Source organism: Gottfriedia acidiceleris, from assembly GCF_002128425.1.
In the GTDB taxonomy this organism is placed as follows: domain Bacteria; phylum Bacillota; class Bacilli; order Bacillales; family Bacillaceae_G; genus Gottfriedia; species Gottfriedia acidiceleris.
This window is the reverse complement of record NZ_NESS01000010.1, coordinates 47,222-62,989: the sequence shown is the minus strand read 5'-3', so window position 1 is coordinate 62,989 and position 15,768 is coordinate 47,222. Positions and strand designations below refer to the sequence as shown.

11 protein-coding genes and 1 pseudogene are annotated in these 15,768 nt (G+C 31.5%); 8 read left to right on the top strand and 4 right to left on the bottom strand.

What is annotated here, in order from left to right; translation table 11 throughout:
* Positions 1–76 precede the first annotated feature (76 nt).
* Together B6K90_RS17170 and B6K90_RS17165 are read left to right on the top strand one after the other, a co-directional pair.
* Entirely contained in the window at positions 77–367 is a 291-nt protein-coding gene (locus B6K90_RS17170) for an SAV0927 family protein (protein WP_088013988.1), read from the top strand.
* A gap of 770 nt (positions 368–1,137) precedes the next feature.
* A complete protein-coding gene (locus B6K90_RS17165; RefSeq protein ID WP_088013987.1) occupies positions 1,138–5,088 on the top strand; it encodes a S8 family serine peptidase in 3,951 nt (1,316 codons plus the stop codon).
* 219 nt (positions 5,089–5,307) lie between these two features.
* Here the strand turns inward: B6K90_RS17165 and B6K90_RS17160 are convergent, their stop codons facing one another.
* Positions 5,308–6,147, bottom strand: coding sequence for a helix-turn-helix transcriptional regulator (locus B6K90_RS17160; RefSeq protein ID WP_088013986.1), 840 nt, complete (start codon positions 6,145–6,147; stop codon positions 5,308–5,310).
* Between the two features lie 108 nt (positions 6,148–6,255).
* On the opposite strand from B6K90_RS17160, the gene fabF reads away from it, so the two are divergent.
* Entirely contained in the window at positions 6,256–7,488 is a 1,233-nt protein-coding gene (gene fabF / locus B6K90_RS17155; protein WP_088013985.1) for a beta-ketoacyl-ACP synthase II, read from the top strand.
* A 323-nt stretch (positions 7,489–7,811) separates the two neighbouring features.
* On the opposite strand, the gene B6K90_RS17150 is transcribed toward fabF, so the two are convergent.
* The 3 genes from B6K90_RS17150 to B6K90_RS17140 all read right to left on the bottom strand — a co-directional run bounded on the left by B6K90_RS17150 (position 7,812) and on the right by B6K90_RS17140 (position 10,070).
* Positions 7,812–8,525, bottom strand: coding sequence for a TMEM164 family acyltransferase (locus tag B6K90_RS17150; RefSeq protein ID WP_088013984.1), 714 nt, complete (start codon positions 8,523–8,525; stop codon positions 7,812–7,814).
* Positions 8,526–8,882: 357 nt separating this feature from the next.
* Positions 8,883–9,761: a CgeB family protein gene (locus B6K90_RS17145; RefSeq protein ID WP_167555411.1), complete on the bottom strand. Its 879-nt coding sequence runs from the start codon at positions 9,759–9,761 to the stop codon at positions 8,883–8,885.
* Between the two features lie 93 nt (positions 9,762–9,854).
* Positions 9,855–10,070 carry a CGEA protein gene (locus B6K90_RS17140; protein ID WP_088013982.1) on the bottom strand — a complete coding sequence of 72 codons (216 nt, stop codon included), beginning with the start codon at positions 10,068–10,070 and terminating at the stop codon, positions 9,855–9,857.
* 289 nt (positions 10,071–10,359) lie between these two features.
* Here B6K90_RS17140 and B6K90_RS17135 point away from each other — a divergent pair.
* The 5 genes and pseudogenes from B6K90_RS17135 to pseC all read left to right on the top strand — a co-directional run bounded on the left by B6K90_RS17135 (position 10,360) and on the right by pseC (position 15,762).
* Positions 10,360–11,150, top strand: a pseudogene (locus tag B6K90_RS17135) (glycosyltransferase family 2 protein).
* Positions 11,147–12,565 carry a CDP-glycerol glycerophosphotransferase family protein gene (locus B6K90_RS17130; RefSeq protein ID WP_088013981.1) on the top strand — a complete coding sequence of 473 codons (1,419 nt, stop codon included), beginning with the start codon at positions 11,147–11,149 and terminating at the stop codon, positions 12,563–12,565. The pseudogene B6K90_RS17135 and the gene B6K90_RS17130 overlap by 4 nt, the downstream one beginning before the upstream one ends.
* 2 nt (positions 12,566–12,567) lie before the next feature.
* A complete protein-coding gene (locus B6K90_RS17125; protein ID WP_088013980.1) occupies positions 12,568–13,572 on the top strand; it encodes an SDR family NAD(P)-dependent oxidoreductase in 1,005 nt (334 codons plus the stop codon).
* 11 nt (positions 13,573–13,583) lie between these two features.
* Complete coding sequence (locus B6K90_RS17120; protein ID WP_088013979.1) at positions 13,584–14,552, top strand: NAD-dependent epimerase/dehydratase family protein; 969 nt, start codon at positions 13,584–13,586, stop codon at positions 14,550–14,552.
* Positions 14,545–15,762: a UDP-4-amino-4,6-dideoxy-N-acetyl-beta-L-altrosamine transaminase gene (pseC, locus tag B6K90_RS17115; RefSeq protein WP_088013978.1), complete on the top strand. Its 1,218-nt coding sequence runs from the start codon at positions 14,545–14,547 to the stop codon at positions 15,760–15,762. The genes B6K90_RS17120 and pseC overlap by 8 nt, the downstream gene beginning before the upstream one ends.
* Positions 15,763–15,768: the final 6 nt, after the last annotated feature.

The following is a 15,768-nucleotide window of genomic DNA, read 5'->3' as shown; positions in this document are numbered from 1 at the left end:
AATAATCGATGGCGCAAATCGATTTAATGGTAAGATGCTCCAAGTAAAAACTATGGTGAAAAAAGGAGTGGTAGGGATGAATTTCTACATTATATCGGAGGAGAAAGAGAACCAAAACATTCATTATTACTGTATCGCTGCAGGTAGCCATCGCTACGACTTTGCTGTTATCTTTTCGGAAAAATTTCTAGGGAAAGCAATGGTTGTCTCTATTCAAAGTGGAAGAATGGTATTACTTTGCAGAGAAGATATTGACCATCCTGAACACTGGGATCAAAAGCTTGGAATTGCAGCTGAAGACATCTCAGAAATTGAATCGTTTTTTCATTCCATCTTAGACCAACGAATTTTTAGTGATCAATATTAAAAAGTGAGAGTCTCCATATTTCAGGAGACTCTTTTTATTTGTATAAACAGTTTTTGTTCATTTTAAAAATAAAAAACTATTTTTCCTATTAATCTTGTTCAATTTTTAAATATGAAGCAGCAATGGAAGAATATCGATATTAAACCAACGCCACTATGACTCTATTACGGAGAAACACTTTCACAAACTGTACCAGACACCTAAATTGAGTTTACTAATTAATAGAAATAATATTATACGGGGTAAAAAAAAGGGGGATTCTTATTTTTACCTTATTTTTTTGTCGAAACAATTAAAGCAAAAAGATTACGAGTAAAAATTAGAATTTGGAAATTTTGTTAAAATTTTACATTTATTTCAAAAAATAATTAATTTTATGTTAATATTGTTTTAAATAAATTACGCTTAATAAGCGTTTGTTACAATTAAATCTCTTCTTTATTTTTTAGAGAGTGTAATCGCTTGTTTCGTTAATCACGTTATAGGTAATTAGACCTTGTAAATTACCAAAAACAGATATTATTAAATCCAAAAGTTCTATTTTGGATTAATATAAAAGGTATTATTAAATGTTTACTAGAAAATAATTCCAAGAGAAAGGAGGGTTTTGACTTTTGGATTTGGAACTGATGTAACTAATTTAAAATTTAATCTATTTGTTTTCATTCTTAATAAAATATATCAATCATTTTATCGAATGGATTATTGATTAATTGTTACATATGTGTGTCTAGTATTTCTATTAAACTATTAATTAAAGGGGCGCAACAATGAAGAAAAAAAATTATTTAGCTCTACCTGTATCCACAATCTTGTTATTTTCAAGTATTTATTCTGGGACAGTTCAAGCAGCTTCAGTAACAGGAGCTAATCGTACAGTTACTAATCAAGTAAACTCTGGTAAAAACCTTAGAAAAAGCCAAATGAAGGAAGCACCGAAAGCAAGCAGTAAGGTACTACCAAAGAAGGCAGAAACTGAATTAGAGAAAAAATTAAGAGATAAATTAAAAAATAAACAGGCAGTCAAGAAACGTGATTATCAAACTGGTGAATTAATTGTTAAATATAAAAAGAAAGTAACTACAGGGGAAATCACTTCACTTCAGAAAAAATACTCTTTAAAGTCTTCAAAGAAATTAAAGAATTTAAACGCTGAGTTAGTAAAAATTCCAACAGGTGAAAGTACTAGTGAGTACATAACGAAACTAAAAAAGGATCCAAATGTTGAATCTGTTCAACCGAACTACAAATATTATGCTTCTGATTTCAATAATGCTAATGACTATTATGATCAATTATGGGGACTTAATAATTACGGACAAACGATCAATGATAGTATAGGGAAAAAGGATATTGATGTAGACGCACCTGAAAGCTGGACTAATTTTAGTTCAAAGCTAGCGAAACCGGAAGCGCAAGTAGTAGTTGGTGTAATTGATACAGGCGTGGATATTAACCATCCAGATTTAGCGGGAAAAATTTGGAAGAATCCAAAGGAAATTCCTAATAATAAAATTGACGACGACCACAACGGTTATGTTGATGATGTAAATGGTTGGGATTTTTATAACCATGATAACACTGTTTACGATGCACTTGATGGAGATGAACATGGTACTCATGTATCTGGAACAATTGCTGCAGCTATAGAAGGAACAAATCTAAAAGATAATAAAGGTGTAGTCGGTGTTGCTCCTAACGTTAAAATTTTACCGTTAAAGTTCATTGGTCCTTTTGGAGGAACATCTGCAGATGCGATCGAAGCGATTGAATACGCTAAAAGTATGGGCGTTAAAATCACAAATAATAGCTGGGGTGGCGGAGAATACGATCCATTGCTTGAAGAAGCAATAGAAAATTCTAATAGCTTATTTGTAGCTGCTGCGGGAAATGATGGAATGGATAATGATGAAGAAGGGGCTTATCCTGCTAGCTTTGAAAGTGCTAATATATTATCAGTTGCGGCTGTAGATAATAAAGGAAACTTAGCACCTTTCTCAAATTATGGCGCTGATTCAGTTGATGTAGCTGCTCCTGGAGTTGACATTATAAGTTCAGTTCCTAAATACCCAATCGATGAGATTACAAAATTATTGAAGATTAATCAAGCTGGAGCATCAGCCCAAATTAATGGAGACAATTACAAAGCGATCTTTGATGGCATTGGATATGAAAAAATATCTGAAAAACAAAGACAGGATGCTTTTGATAAAGCATTAAATTATTTAGATTTGAAGGATACGAATAAGAAAATTTTACTTGTTCAAGATGATGAACATGATCTTGCTCAAATATTCGGTGACGATCCAGAACTTTCAAAGATATTTAAAGACTATTCACCAATATATAATCAATTGTTGCCTAATGTGGATAAAGTAACAATAAGTTCTGAATCCTCTCTATCAGATTACAAGAGCAGTAACGATTTATCTTCCTACGATGCTGTAGTTTGGTATACTGGTAATGGCCTTGGATTTTTCTCTGAGGAAGGTACAACTTTAACTAAAACTGATACTGACATGTTAAATAAATACCTTTCAAATGGTGGTAAATTATTATTATCAGGTGTAAATGCCTTATCTGGACAAGAGAAATCATCATTTGTTAAGGATACTTTACATTTAAATGTATTCTCTGATATGGGACCAAGCTTGAATGTAAAAGGTTTATCTGGTGGAATCTATGAAAATACTAATTTAAATGTAAATAGGTTTGATTTTCCATACTATTTCGCTGATTTTATTCAATCTAATGATTCAAAATCAGTTATAAATTCAGAATATGTTTCTGATTATACACAAGCATATGATTATTATAGTGGAACATCTATGGCAACTCCACATACTACAGGTGCTGCTGCTATTTTACTAGGTTTACATCCGAACATGTCACCTGAGATGCTTAAGCTTTATACAGGTGCAAAAGGAACGAAATTAGATTCACTAAATGGTCTTGTAGGCACTGGGAAAATTGTTAAATCTTCAACTCTAGATAATTTTGATGACAATGATGCACCAGGTATTCCGTTAGATAAAAGTGTATTAAATGGAAGTCTAGATTCAACAAAAGATAAAAATGATGTTTATGCAATATCATTAAAAGAAGGCCAAGGTATCACATTCTCATTAAATGGTCAAGCAGGAAGCGATTTTGATTTATATGTGTATAATGAATCAGCAACTAGTGTAAATAATAAAAATGGAATGATTGCATACTCAGAGAATGTAAATTCATCAAAAGAAAAGATAAATTTTATCGCTCCTAGAACTGGAATCTATTTTGTAAATGTGTACGACTACAATGGTTCAGGGAACTACAAACTTTATTCTGGTAATTTCGGTGGATCTTATGAAGATGATTCAAACTCGGTTACTTTAGATGGAGATTGGATGCCAGCATTTAATCCACAATATTCTGAAGGAATGGCAGGAGTCCTTAATTCTAGAGGTGAAGTTAACTTCTCATTTGTTGGATCTAGTATTGAATGGCAAGGGTTTAAAGATCCTTCTCAAGGAATTGCCGATGTATATATAGACGGCAAAAAGATTTCATCACTATCGCTTTATAATAGTACGTTGAAATCAAAGCAAAGTCTCTTTAAACAAGATTTTACATCTTATGGCAATCACTCGATAAGAATTGTATGGACTGGGAAAAATGATCCAGCGGCAAGAAAATCTGCTACTGGAATCAATTTGGATAAATTTATTGTAAAAGATAATCCTATTTCATTGAAAACATCTTTTGACACGGCAAAGAAATATCCAGTTATTTCATGGACTGCTCCGAAATGGGCTGAATCATACAGTATTTATCGCAAAGAGTCGTCACAATCTGATTATGTACAATTAAATAAAACACCTATTACTACAACGTCTTATACAGATACGACTGCAATGTCGCCAGGAAAAACGTACAACTATGTAGTAGTAATTAATACATTGGATAAAACTGAGACACCTTATTCAACATCTATTAATTACGTAAACGATGATGATACTAAAGCAAGAATTTATATTTCAGGTACTGCAAAAGGAAGTCTTAATACTGACGCAAAAGACTTAAATGACGTCTGGGCTAAAAACTTAGTAGCGGGCAAAACATATGATATTTCATTAACTGGCCCTTCAAGTGCAAACTTTGATCTTAAATTATTCGATATTGGTACTTCGACTATTTATGGTCAGAAAGAATTGAAAAAGTCTGCTAATACCACTTCTACTGAAAAAATTGTATTTAAACCAACGAAATCTGGAATGTACTATATCGTTCCTACTGCTGTAAAAGGCTCAGGTCAATATAGTTTATCTCTTTCAGTTCAAACAACGAAATCTGTAGAGAACAGTGATTCGAATGTTAAATACTCTGGAACTTGGAATAAGTTAAATTATACGAGCGCTTCTGGCGGCACGATTCATCAAACAAAAGGATCTACTGGATCACTTCAATACAATTTTAGTGGTACGGGTATAACTGTATATGCTTTAAAAGATAAGAATATGGGTAGAGCTGACGTTTATATTGATGGCAAAAAAATAAAGCAAATTGACCTTTACTCTTCAAGCCGCAAATATAAAGTAAATGTTTTTGATACTCAAAATTTACCAAATAAAGCACATACTATTAAAATTGTTGCCACTGGTACAAAATCTAGTGCTGCAACAAACAAGTTAATAAATGTTGATTCATTTAAATTAACACAGTTTTCTTTAGTTAAATAATAAACTTAAGCATTTTCAAAATCCTGATTGCTCTTTTGAGTATATCGGGATTTTTTTTAGAATTAGTCTAGTTTATAAAAATTGCCTTTTATATAGGAAAAAGCTATAGACCAAAAGGGATTTGTAGATTTTAATGGTAAAACTGAAAGATGAATTGTTGTTCTTCGTTGTAAAGCAAAAAAGCTTGGGTCCACCAAGCTTTTTTATTTGGAACTATCTCTACTCATTACCCATCAGTTTTCTTAACTTAGATTCTGTATTTGTATTTTCAACAGGAGTATAAACACTACATCTTAAATCAATGTTTCCTTGAACTTGTAAGGATGTTAAGTTAAAAAGCATTTTTCCTGCTTTTGCGTGTCGAAACTCAATTAATACATCTGGGGCTGAACTGACTTCGCTCTCATTCCAGAGTTCATGAAATTCCGGGAAATTTTGTTCCATTTCATGAATGAAAGAAGTGTACCATTGATCTCCAACATATTGACCGTAATAAGTGCGAAAAATTGCTAAAAAACCTTTTACAAAATGCACCCAATTAACGGCTAAACTTTTAAACTCTTTTCTGGAGAAAAGCAATTGAATAAGATTTCGTTTCTCTGGTGGAATTTGTTCGAAATCTAAAAATACGTGAGCTGCTGCTTGATTCCATCCAACAATATGGCACCTTCGATCTGAAATAATGATCGGACAGTTCCGAAGTTCATTTAATATTTTAGTCAAAGCTGGGCTAATAACCGTTTCTTCTTCATTTGAAAATGATCGTTTTTCAACTTCAGGTAATGCAAGGGCATATAAATAATTTCGCTCATCCTTATTTAATTGTAATGCATCTGAAATCGCGTCTAATACGGAATTTGATACTGTTATATCTCTTCCTTGTTCTAGCCACGTATACCACGTTGTACTTACTCCTGCTAACCCGGCAACCTCTTCTCTACGAAGACCAGGGGTTCTTCTACGAGTACCAACTGGTAAACCTACCATTTGCGGATTTAGTTTAGACCGCTGCGTTTTTAGAAATTCTGAGAGTGCTTGAAGTCGTGTTTCTGGATTCATTTTATTACTCCTTTCTGAACGTAGTATAAATTATACTAGGATAAACTACAACTTGTAATAGGATAAATAAGCGTTAAAATAAAGAAAAAAACGATAGGAGAACTTATGATGAGAAGAATTGTTATTACAGGAATGGGAGTTATCTCTCCTCTAGGAAATGATGTGGATACAGTTTGGAATAACTTAATAAACGGAATATCAGGTATCACTGATATTGATACAATTGATGTATCAGATATAAAAACGAAAGTAGCAGGTATTGTCCGTGACTTTGATGCAGAAGAAAGATGGGGAAGAAAGGAAGCAAGAAAATTAGATCGTTTTTGCCAATTTGCGTTAGCAGCTGCAGAACAAGCTTTGGAAAATTCACAATTGCAATTAGACAATATTGACCTTGAACGTTTAGGCGTTTATGTAGGATCAGGTATTGGTGGGATTAACACCTTTATCGAAAATGTAAATTTATTAAACGAGAGAGGACCTGGAAGAGTCAGTCCAAGTTTAGTGCCGATGATTATATCAAATGCAGCTGCAGCTCAAATAAGTATAAGATTAGGTGCACTTGGTCCATCTTTATCACCAGTAACTGCATGCTCTATTGGTAATTCATCGATAGGAGAAGCATTCAATACAATCCGTAATGGAGAAGCCGATATTATTTTTGCAGGAGGCACAGAAGCTGCTCTATCTAAATTATCTTTAGCAAGTTTCGGAAACGCTAAAGCATTATCAGTTAATACGGAATCTAGTTCTTCAAGTCGACCTTTTGATGCAAACAGAGATGGATTTGTAATGAGTGAAGGTGCGGGAGTGCTAGTGCTAGAATCATTGGAACACGCAGTAAAAAGAAATGCACCAATCTTATGTGAGGTGATTGGTTATGGAGCAAGTTCTGATGCATATCATATGGTTGCAACTCACCCAGAAGGACGAGGAGCGTTTTTAGCTATGAGAAATGCTTTAAATAGAGCAGAAATACAAATACAAGACGTGGATGTCATTAGTGCACATGCAACAAGTACTCCATTAGGCGATCGATCTGAAACGCTAGCTATAAAACAACTATTTGGCGAACATGCTTATAAAATTCCGGTTACAGCAAATAAATCAATGCTTGGACATATGCTTGGTGCAGCAGGAGGAGTAGAGGCGATCGCTTTAGTGAAAAGTCTTCAAGAAGGAATTATTCCTCCAACAATCAATTTAACACAGCCAGATCCTGAATGTGATTTAGACTATGTTTCAGAAGGAGCAAGAAAAAAAGAATTAAACATTGGCATTTCTAATTCATTCGGTTTTGGTGGTCATAATTCTGCCATAGTATTGAAAAAGTTTGTATAAGAAAATTTAGTAGTTTTTAGTTTTTTATATTAAGGACAACATGTTCAACTCTGAAAATTGTGTTAGAGTCCAATTTGAAGTAAATAGGGTGTTTTAATCATAACAAAAACGAGGGAGCCCCAAGAGAATTAATTGGGGAAACCTCGTTTTTATAATGGTTTTCGTTAAACAGTACTGTTTTTGATAAAAGTCTTGTAAATCAATTCATAGCTCATAGTATTTTGCTTATCAAGTTCCTTCACATGACTGTTTTTAATTAAATTCAAAAATAGATAAATTAAATAAAAGAAGAATACAACAAAGAGCCCAACTAAAAGTAGGATCTATAAATACATTGGGTTATAATGAAGTCCTAAAGTTGTTGTTTCTTTACCCAGTTTGTAAAAATATTCTAATGGTGTTCCTTTTTCTGGTGCCATTGTGTAAAAGTAATTGGATATATAAGGCTCCATCCATTTCATAACCAAATTATTTACAAAAATTGATAAAATGTACAATGCAATAATGAGCGACATTGTTTTTCGCAAAATTTTTAAATTAATAACAATCATATGATTAAAGTTCGCCCACAATACAATTCCTACGATTAGCATATGCCCCCAAAGATACGCCATTCCTTGCCATGTAAGTAGAGATTGATAATTTGAAAGACCGTTAGCAAATATAATGCTTACTAAAGCAGCAGGAAGGTTGAAACAAAACGCAATTGAAAATAGTAATTCACTTTCATATAAAAAAGCAAAAAATAAAATAAAATTAGCAAAATGACAAATTTGTAAAGGGATTTCTTCAGGTGAGATTTGATTCACTTTGTGATAAATTTCTATATTACGACCAACTAAAAGAGCAAGCCCAATAAGCGAGAAACCCATACCAATCAATCGTAACGTCTGATTGTTAAAGCGCCTAAATAGAAAATGAAACAAAGTTACAAATATAAAAGGACTGGACATAAATAAAAAATGGAATGGACTCCACATTTGAAAGGTCATTGAACTTATACTTTCCTTCATGTAGTAAAATACACTTGTTTTCAACGCGATTTACCCCCATTACTTTTTATTGTAATTTGATTTGAGCAAAAAACGTATCATTAAGTGATCAAACTAAAGACATCAAGTAATCAACACCTATTACTGGTTTATCCAAAAAATTAATAGAAAGAACCTGGAATGTTAACTGTAAACTTGTACAGGAAAAAGAAATTTTATTTAGTGTAATGACAGGTTATTTAGTGAAAAAGCATATTTCGTATTCTGCATTGTTTTAAGTAATGTCAAAGGAAAATAATCATGATAAGGTTAAATTTAAATGGTGTTTTTATGCTCATTATTATTAATAAGCATAGAAACACCCTAAAAATATAAAATCTATTATTCTTATCTTACCATTCATTATTCTGAGCTATATTCTAGTATATTCAATAATGTATTTAATCTATTAGAAAATGTATTTTTTCCTGTAATTTTTGTTCGTAATTCTTGAACTTTTTCCTCCTTATATGAAAACTCGTTTATATATTTATTAATTAAATGAATACAATGATGGTCATCTGAATACCTTGTTAATCTTTCATTTTCTTCATCAACAAAAAAATCAATCTCCTCATTGATTAATTGAAACCCACCACTTAAAACAATATCAAAAAATCGATTGTTTATACTACGATTAATTATGTTTTTACTATTTTTATTGAAAATAAAAGTAGATTGCCTATGAGGATTTAAAATGATTTTTGCTTTGTTGTACCAAAGGTTTACTTCACTAGGTGGTATCCAATTATTTATAATTTGTATTTTTTTCTTTTTTTCATTTGGAATTTTCAACTGTTTATTCCAGTTTTTTCCTATGAGCAAGATTGAATAATTTGTAGAATTTATGATTGATTGGATTAATTTAATTCTGTTTGGATAGGGATAGCCTATTAATAACAAATCTATTTCTTTTTCTATATCGAGAGGTTTAAAAATACGTTCATTACTCGCTAAAGGAAAGTAATGAATATTTTTATAGCCAAGTTTGGTATAGAATTCGCACGATGATCGATCTATTGAAAGGATATAATCTGCATAAGGCAGTACGTCCAAACTAACATCAGTATAAAAAGGATCCTCTGTAAACCATACTATGATTGGTATATTGGTTTCTTTTATAATTTTTAGTATATGTTTTGGATTTTTATTTCCAATCATGATTAGTACAAGTTTAGGATTAATCGTTTGTAGCGTATTTTTTAACAACTTTTCATTTATATTACTTGGAATATCAATCATTTCAATTTGTTCAGAGCTTACTTCTTTAATCCATCTATCAAAATGAGAATAGATCCCTACATAACCAGAATGAATATAAAAGATTTTCATACGCTAATGAAATCTAATCGATTCAATTTTAGATGCGATTAAGGTTACAACTACTTCATCACTTGGCGACAAAGAACTGAATTCTTTTAAGATAATAATTCCTGTCTCATTATTAAAGGTAACGAATTGTGCTGGTCCAATCGTGTCACCTGAATCGGTAGTGATTACAATAACTTGTCCAGGTATTAAATTTTCAATTAAGTGTCGGAAACTACTCAATTTTTACCCACCCCTTTATCATTTTTCAATTCAAAACTATTATATGAATAGAATATAAAATGTGACTGTCTATTTAATGGTAGACTTAAATTGATAGATTTAACTAGTATATAAACAGTTTTCTATTAAATAGATAAAAAGAGTGAGTTGTTTTTCCTAAAAAGTGAGACGAATCACTCTTTTTTTACCTCTTTCTATTAAATATTACTAATATAGTATTTATTTCCTATTACCTTTATAGTAAACAACGCATACAGTATAGAGTATTTTTAAAAAAGGTGGGGATTTTTTGACGAAGGTTTCAATCATAATGACTAGTTATAACAAGCCAGAATATATCGCAAAGTCTTTACAATCTATTTTAAACCAGACATTTTCTGATTTTGAATTAATCTTGATGGATGATAATTCCAATGAAGATACATTAAAGAAAATTAGACCGTTTTTGAAAGATGATCGAATAAGATTCTATCAAAGTGATGTAAAAACTTTAGAAGAAAGAGTTGAGAAAATTAGATATGCTGAGTTAATAAATCAAGCATTAAATAAAGCACAAGGGGAATATATCTCGTACGCAACTGATGATAATTGTTATCGAAAAAATAGATTAGAAAAAATGGTAAGTTATTTAGATGAAAATCCTAATGTGATGATTACTTATTCAGCATCCTTAGTTAATTTTTAAATGAAGATAAGGAAGTCATTCATACAAAATTAAGAGGGACAAGTGGAATCGTCTCGATAGCGTCTTGTCAAATTGACCATTGTTCTATTATGCATCGGAAGTCGATATTACCTATTATTTATGAAAAATTTGGTTCCTATTGGGATGTAGATCCAACGTTTTATCGAATTGGGGACGCACGATTTTTCTGGAGATTAAATCATTTTTGGGATTTCTATCCAATTAGAGAAATATTAGATGATAATTTTATTACAGAAAAATCAATTCATTTTCAATTGGCACAACAACAAAAAAGTGAGTTCATAAAAATGCTACCTCCACAAAGAACATGTAAAGAATTGAGAGAAGATATAAGATTTAAGAAAAAATCAAAAGAAAATGGAGGGATAGCTTGAGTATTTATCTCTCAAATTATTGGTTGTTATATAGCGAATTTATAAATGTTTTTAAAGAGCTAAAATATAGAGATGTACCAATCGCTATTATGACAAATTTTTATCAACAAATTGACGAAGATCTTAAAATGTCGATGGAGAAAAAAAATTTCCATTTGCAGTTAAAACATGCGAACCTCACTGAATCAACTCAAATACAACCATTTTTTAATGATTTGTTAATTCCTCTCAAAAATTCAAATAGAACTCTTGAAAAAGGTAAAGTGCTTATTAACTTAGATTATATTAGGATAACTGGAAAAAAATTGAATCAAGTATTCTCTAAAGAAAATACAGTCATATTATCTCGTTCAAAAAGTGAGAATTACTCAGAGATACCCAATTTATTCATCGGAAATTTTAAATCTGATACAAACCAGAATTCTAAAAATTTAATTGACCGTGCTTGTGAAATATTTCGTAATTTAAAGGAGCATCCTGCATTTGGTAATTCATTTTTTATCAATACATTTATCAAAAGAATTCCATTAATTGTTGATGCGATCGAAACTGTTTTTAATCTATACGAACGGATTCCAATATCTACAGTTTTAGTAGGTACATCAGAGGATATGAATAGTCGTGCACTTGGAATAGTTGGGCAAATGAAAGGTATTCCAAGCATATGTCTTCAACACGGTATTCTTATGGGTGAAGAAGCTTTCATTCCTGTATTTACTAGTCACGTCGCTGTTTATGGTGAATATGAAAAAAGATGGTATACGAAACGTGGTCTTGAGGCCGGAAGAATTGCAACGATCGGTCATCCTAGATATGATGACATTTTTGTATATCCAAAGGCTGCTCATAATGAATTCTTAAAAAAGTATAATTTAGATGAAAAAAAAATTACGATTTTAATCGCTACTGGCCCAAATATGAATGAATGTAATTTTAAAAAAATGGTTGAATTACTAGTGAGTAATAAACGTTTCCAATTGTTAATAAAGCCACATCCGTGGGAACTAGCAAAGAACCGAGTGAAGTTGTATTTGGATTTAAAAAGAGATTATAATTCAGTCCATGTAATAACAGATCGAACTGTCAATACACATGAGTTAATTTCAAATACAGATTTAGTACTAGCATCGTTGTCAACTGTAGCGTTAGAAAGTTACTTATTTAATAAGCCAACTTTTGTTTATTATTTTATTATGAGTAATCGTCACTATGATTACTTTGATCGATTAGGTAAATACGCTCAATGTGACCCAACAGAATTAGTAAATACTTTATTAGCTTACTTTCAATCTGCAGAGGAAAAACATAAATATAATAAAGCGATAAATAATTTTCTAATGGATTCCTATCATGTAACGAATTCAGGAAAAGAACTATTTAATCTAGTATCTAAAATAGCACGGGGTGAAAAGTAGATATGTTTTTTAAGAATAAAAAAATTTTAGTGATTGGTGGGACAGGCACAATCGGTAAAAACATCGTAAAACATCTTTTACGTGAAGAACCAGATGTTATCCGAATTTTGAGTAGAGATGAATATAAGCAATTTAATTTGAAAATAGAATTTAATAATGACTCTAGACTTAGGTTTTTAATTGGTGATATACGAAATTATGATCGTGTATTAAGTGCAATGGAAGATATTGATTATGTTTTTCACACGGCTGCAATGAAGCATGTTGAATTTTGTGAATACAATCCATTTGAAGCAGTACTTACAAATGTAATTGGAACATATAATGTGATTTCTGCGGCGAAAAATCAAAATGTTAAAAAGGTTGTTTTTACAAGTACAGATAAAGCTATTTCACCGACAAATAATTATGGAGCAACTAAACTTACTGCAGAAAAGCTTATATCTTCAGCGGAATATTCAAAGGGTTCGAAAAATACGATTTTTTCAAGTGTCCGTTTTGGAAATGTAATTGGATCCAGAGGTTCAGTCATTCCTTTATTTATAAAGCAAGTAAAAGAGAAAAATTTCGTAACTGTAACCGATTTATCCATGACAAGATTTATGATGACATTAGAACAAGCAACTAAACTAACAATCGAATCACTTAAAATTGCTCAAGGTGGGGAAACGTTTATATTAAAAATGCCAGTCATAAATTTAAAAGATTTAGCAGAAATCGTCATTGAAGAAACATCTAACAAATTTGGAATTGATCGTAAGAATATAAAAATTAATGAGATCGGCTTAAAACCCGGAGAAAAAAAGTACGAAGAATTAATGACTTATGAAGAATCGCTTGTCTCGTTTGAATTACCAGATTTATATATTATCCCTTCATTTTTTTCTACAATAAAGATCTATAAAGGAGCAAACAAAACGAAACCTGGAACTTATAGTTCTGAAGGTCAAATCCAACTAAATAAAGAACAAGTAAGACAAATCATTTTACAGGAAAATCTTATTTAAGGAGGAATTTAATGAATGTTTTAGTTACCGGAGGAAGTGGATTTATTGGTAGGTGGGTAGTTCGACGGTTATTAAAAGATGGTCAAAAAGTGTGGATCGTAGATAATTTATCTAATTCATCCATTGAAAATGTAAATGAATTGATTGGTGATGAAAATCTCAAAGGATTAAGAATTATAGATTTGCAAGATCGATTTTCAATACAAGAACTTTTTAAAACAATAAAATTTGATATTTGCTATCATTTAGCAGCCAGTATTAATGTACAAGATAGTATTGATGATCCTGAAACAACTTTTATAAATGATACGCTTGCTACTTTTTATTTGTTGGAAGAATGCAGGAAATATCAAGTAAAAATGGTCTTCATGAGCACATGTATGGTTTATGAGAAAGCATACAGTGACGATGGAATCAGTGAGAAATCGCCAACAAAGCCAGCTTCACCTTATGCCGGATCCAAAATTGCAGCTGAAAATATGGTTTTGTCTTATTATTTTTCATATGGTTTACCAGCAGTTGTTTTAAGACCTTTTAACACTTATGGACCATTTCAAAGAACAGGTGGAGAAGGGGGCGTAGTTTCCATCTTTATTCATAACAAATTAAAAGGATTACCGATTAATATTTATGGTGACGGAACTCAAACAAGAGATTTACTCTATGTTGAAGATTGTGCAGATTTTGTAGTAGAAGCTGGATATAACGACCTATTAAATGGCGAGATCATTAATGCAGGAAGCGGAAAAGATCTATCAATAAATGACTTAGCAAAAAAGATTGCCCAAAATCAAGTTCCTATTAATCATATCCCTCATATTCATCCTCAAAGCGAAATTCCAAAACTATTATGTAATTTTCAAAAGGCAGAAAAGATGATGCTTTGGAGTCCTAAAGTGTCTATTGAAGAAGGGATATTAAAAACTGAAAATTGGATTAAAAAAAATTTATACAATGAGAGTGATTCACCTAATGGATAAGGAAAAGTTAGCAATTCATGGTGGACAACCTATACGTGATCATTACTTGCCTTATGGAAGACAAGTAATAAATGAAGACGACATTCATTCAGTCATAAGCATATTACGTAGTGATTTTCTTACGACGGGGCCTACTATTGAACAGTTTGAAAGAGAAATAGCAGATTATACAGGAGCTAAATATGCAGTTGCCTTTTCAAGTGGTACTGCTGCGTTACATGGTGCATGTTTCGCTGCAGGAATTAGTAAGGGAGATGAGGTTATCACAACTCCAATGACATTTGCTGCAACTTCAAATTGTGTTTTATATCAAGGTGGAATACCTGTATTTGTTGATATAGATCCAAAAACTTATAATATAAATGCGTCGCTAATAAAGGATAAAATTACAAAAAATACGAAAGCGATTATACCTGTACATTTTACAGGTCAGCCAGCTGATCTTGAAAGTATTTGTAAAATTGCTAAAGAAAACAATTTAATTTTAATAGAAGATGCCGCTCATGCCCTAGGAGCAAAATATAAAAATAAGAAAATAGGGTCTGTAGGTGATATGACAATGTTTAGTTTCCATCCAGTAAAACATATCACAACAGGAGAAGGTGGTATTATAACGACAAATAACCAACACTATTATGAAAAATTATTGCAATTTAGATCTCACGGAATTGTTAGAGCGAAAGAAATGTTAATTGAAAACCATGGTCCGTGGTATTATGAGATGCAATTATTAGGTTTTAATTATAGATTGACAGATATTCAAGCTTCTCTTGGAATTTCACAATTAAAAAAGTTAGATTCGTATATTGCTAGACGTAAACAAATTGCCAAATTTTATAACAAAGAATTAGCTACATTGAACGAAATTTCTTTGCCATACCAAGAATTTCAAGATGACTCAAGTTGGCATCTCTTTATCATAAAACTTCGAAGTTATGAATTAACTGGAAGTCGTAAAGAAATATATGAGGCATTACAAAAAGAGAATATAGGAGTAAACGTTCATTATGTTCCTGTATACTATCATCCTTATTACCAAAATTTAGGCTATAAGCTTGGAACTTGTACGATTGCCGAAAAATGTTATGAAGAATTCATTACACTGCCATTACATGCAGGAATGAGTGATCAAGACTCTATAGACGTCGTAAATGCAGTTAAAAAAGTCATAAATTATTTTTCAAGGAAAAATCAGTCTTTAAAAGACTAAATTGCA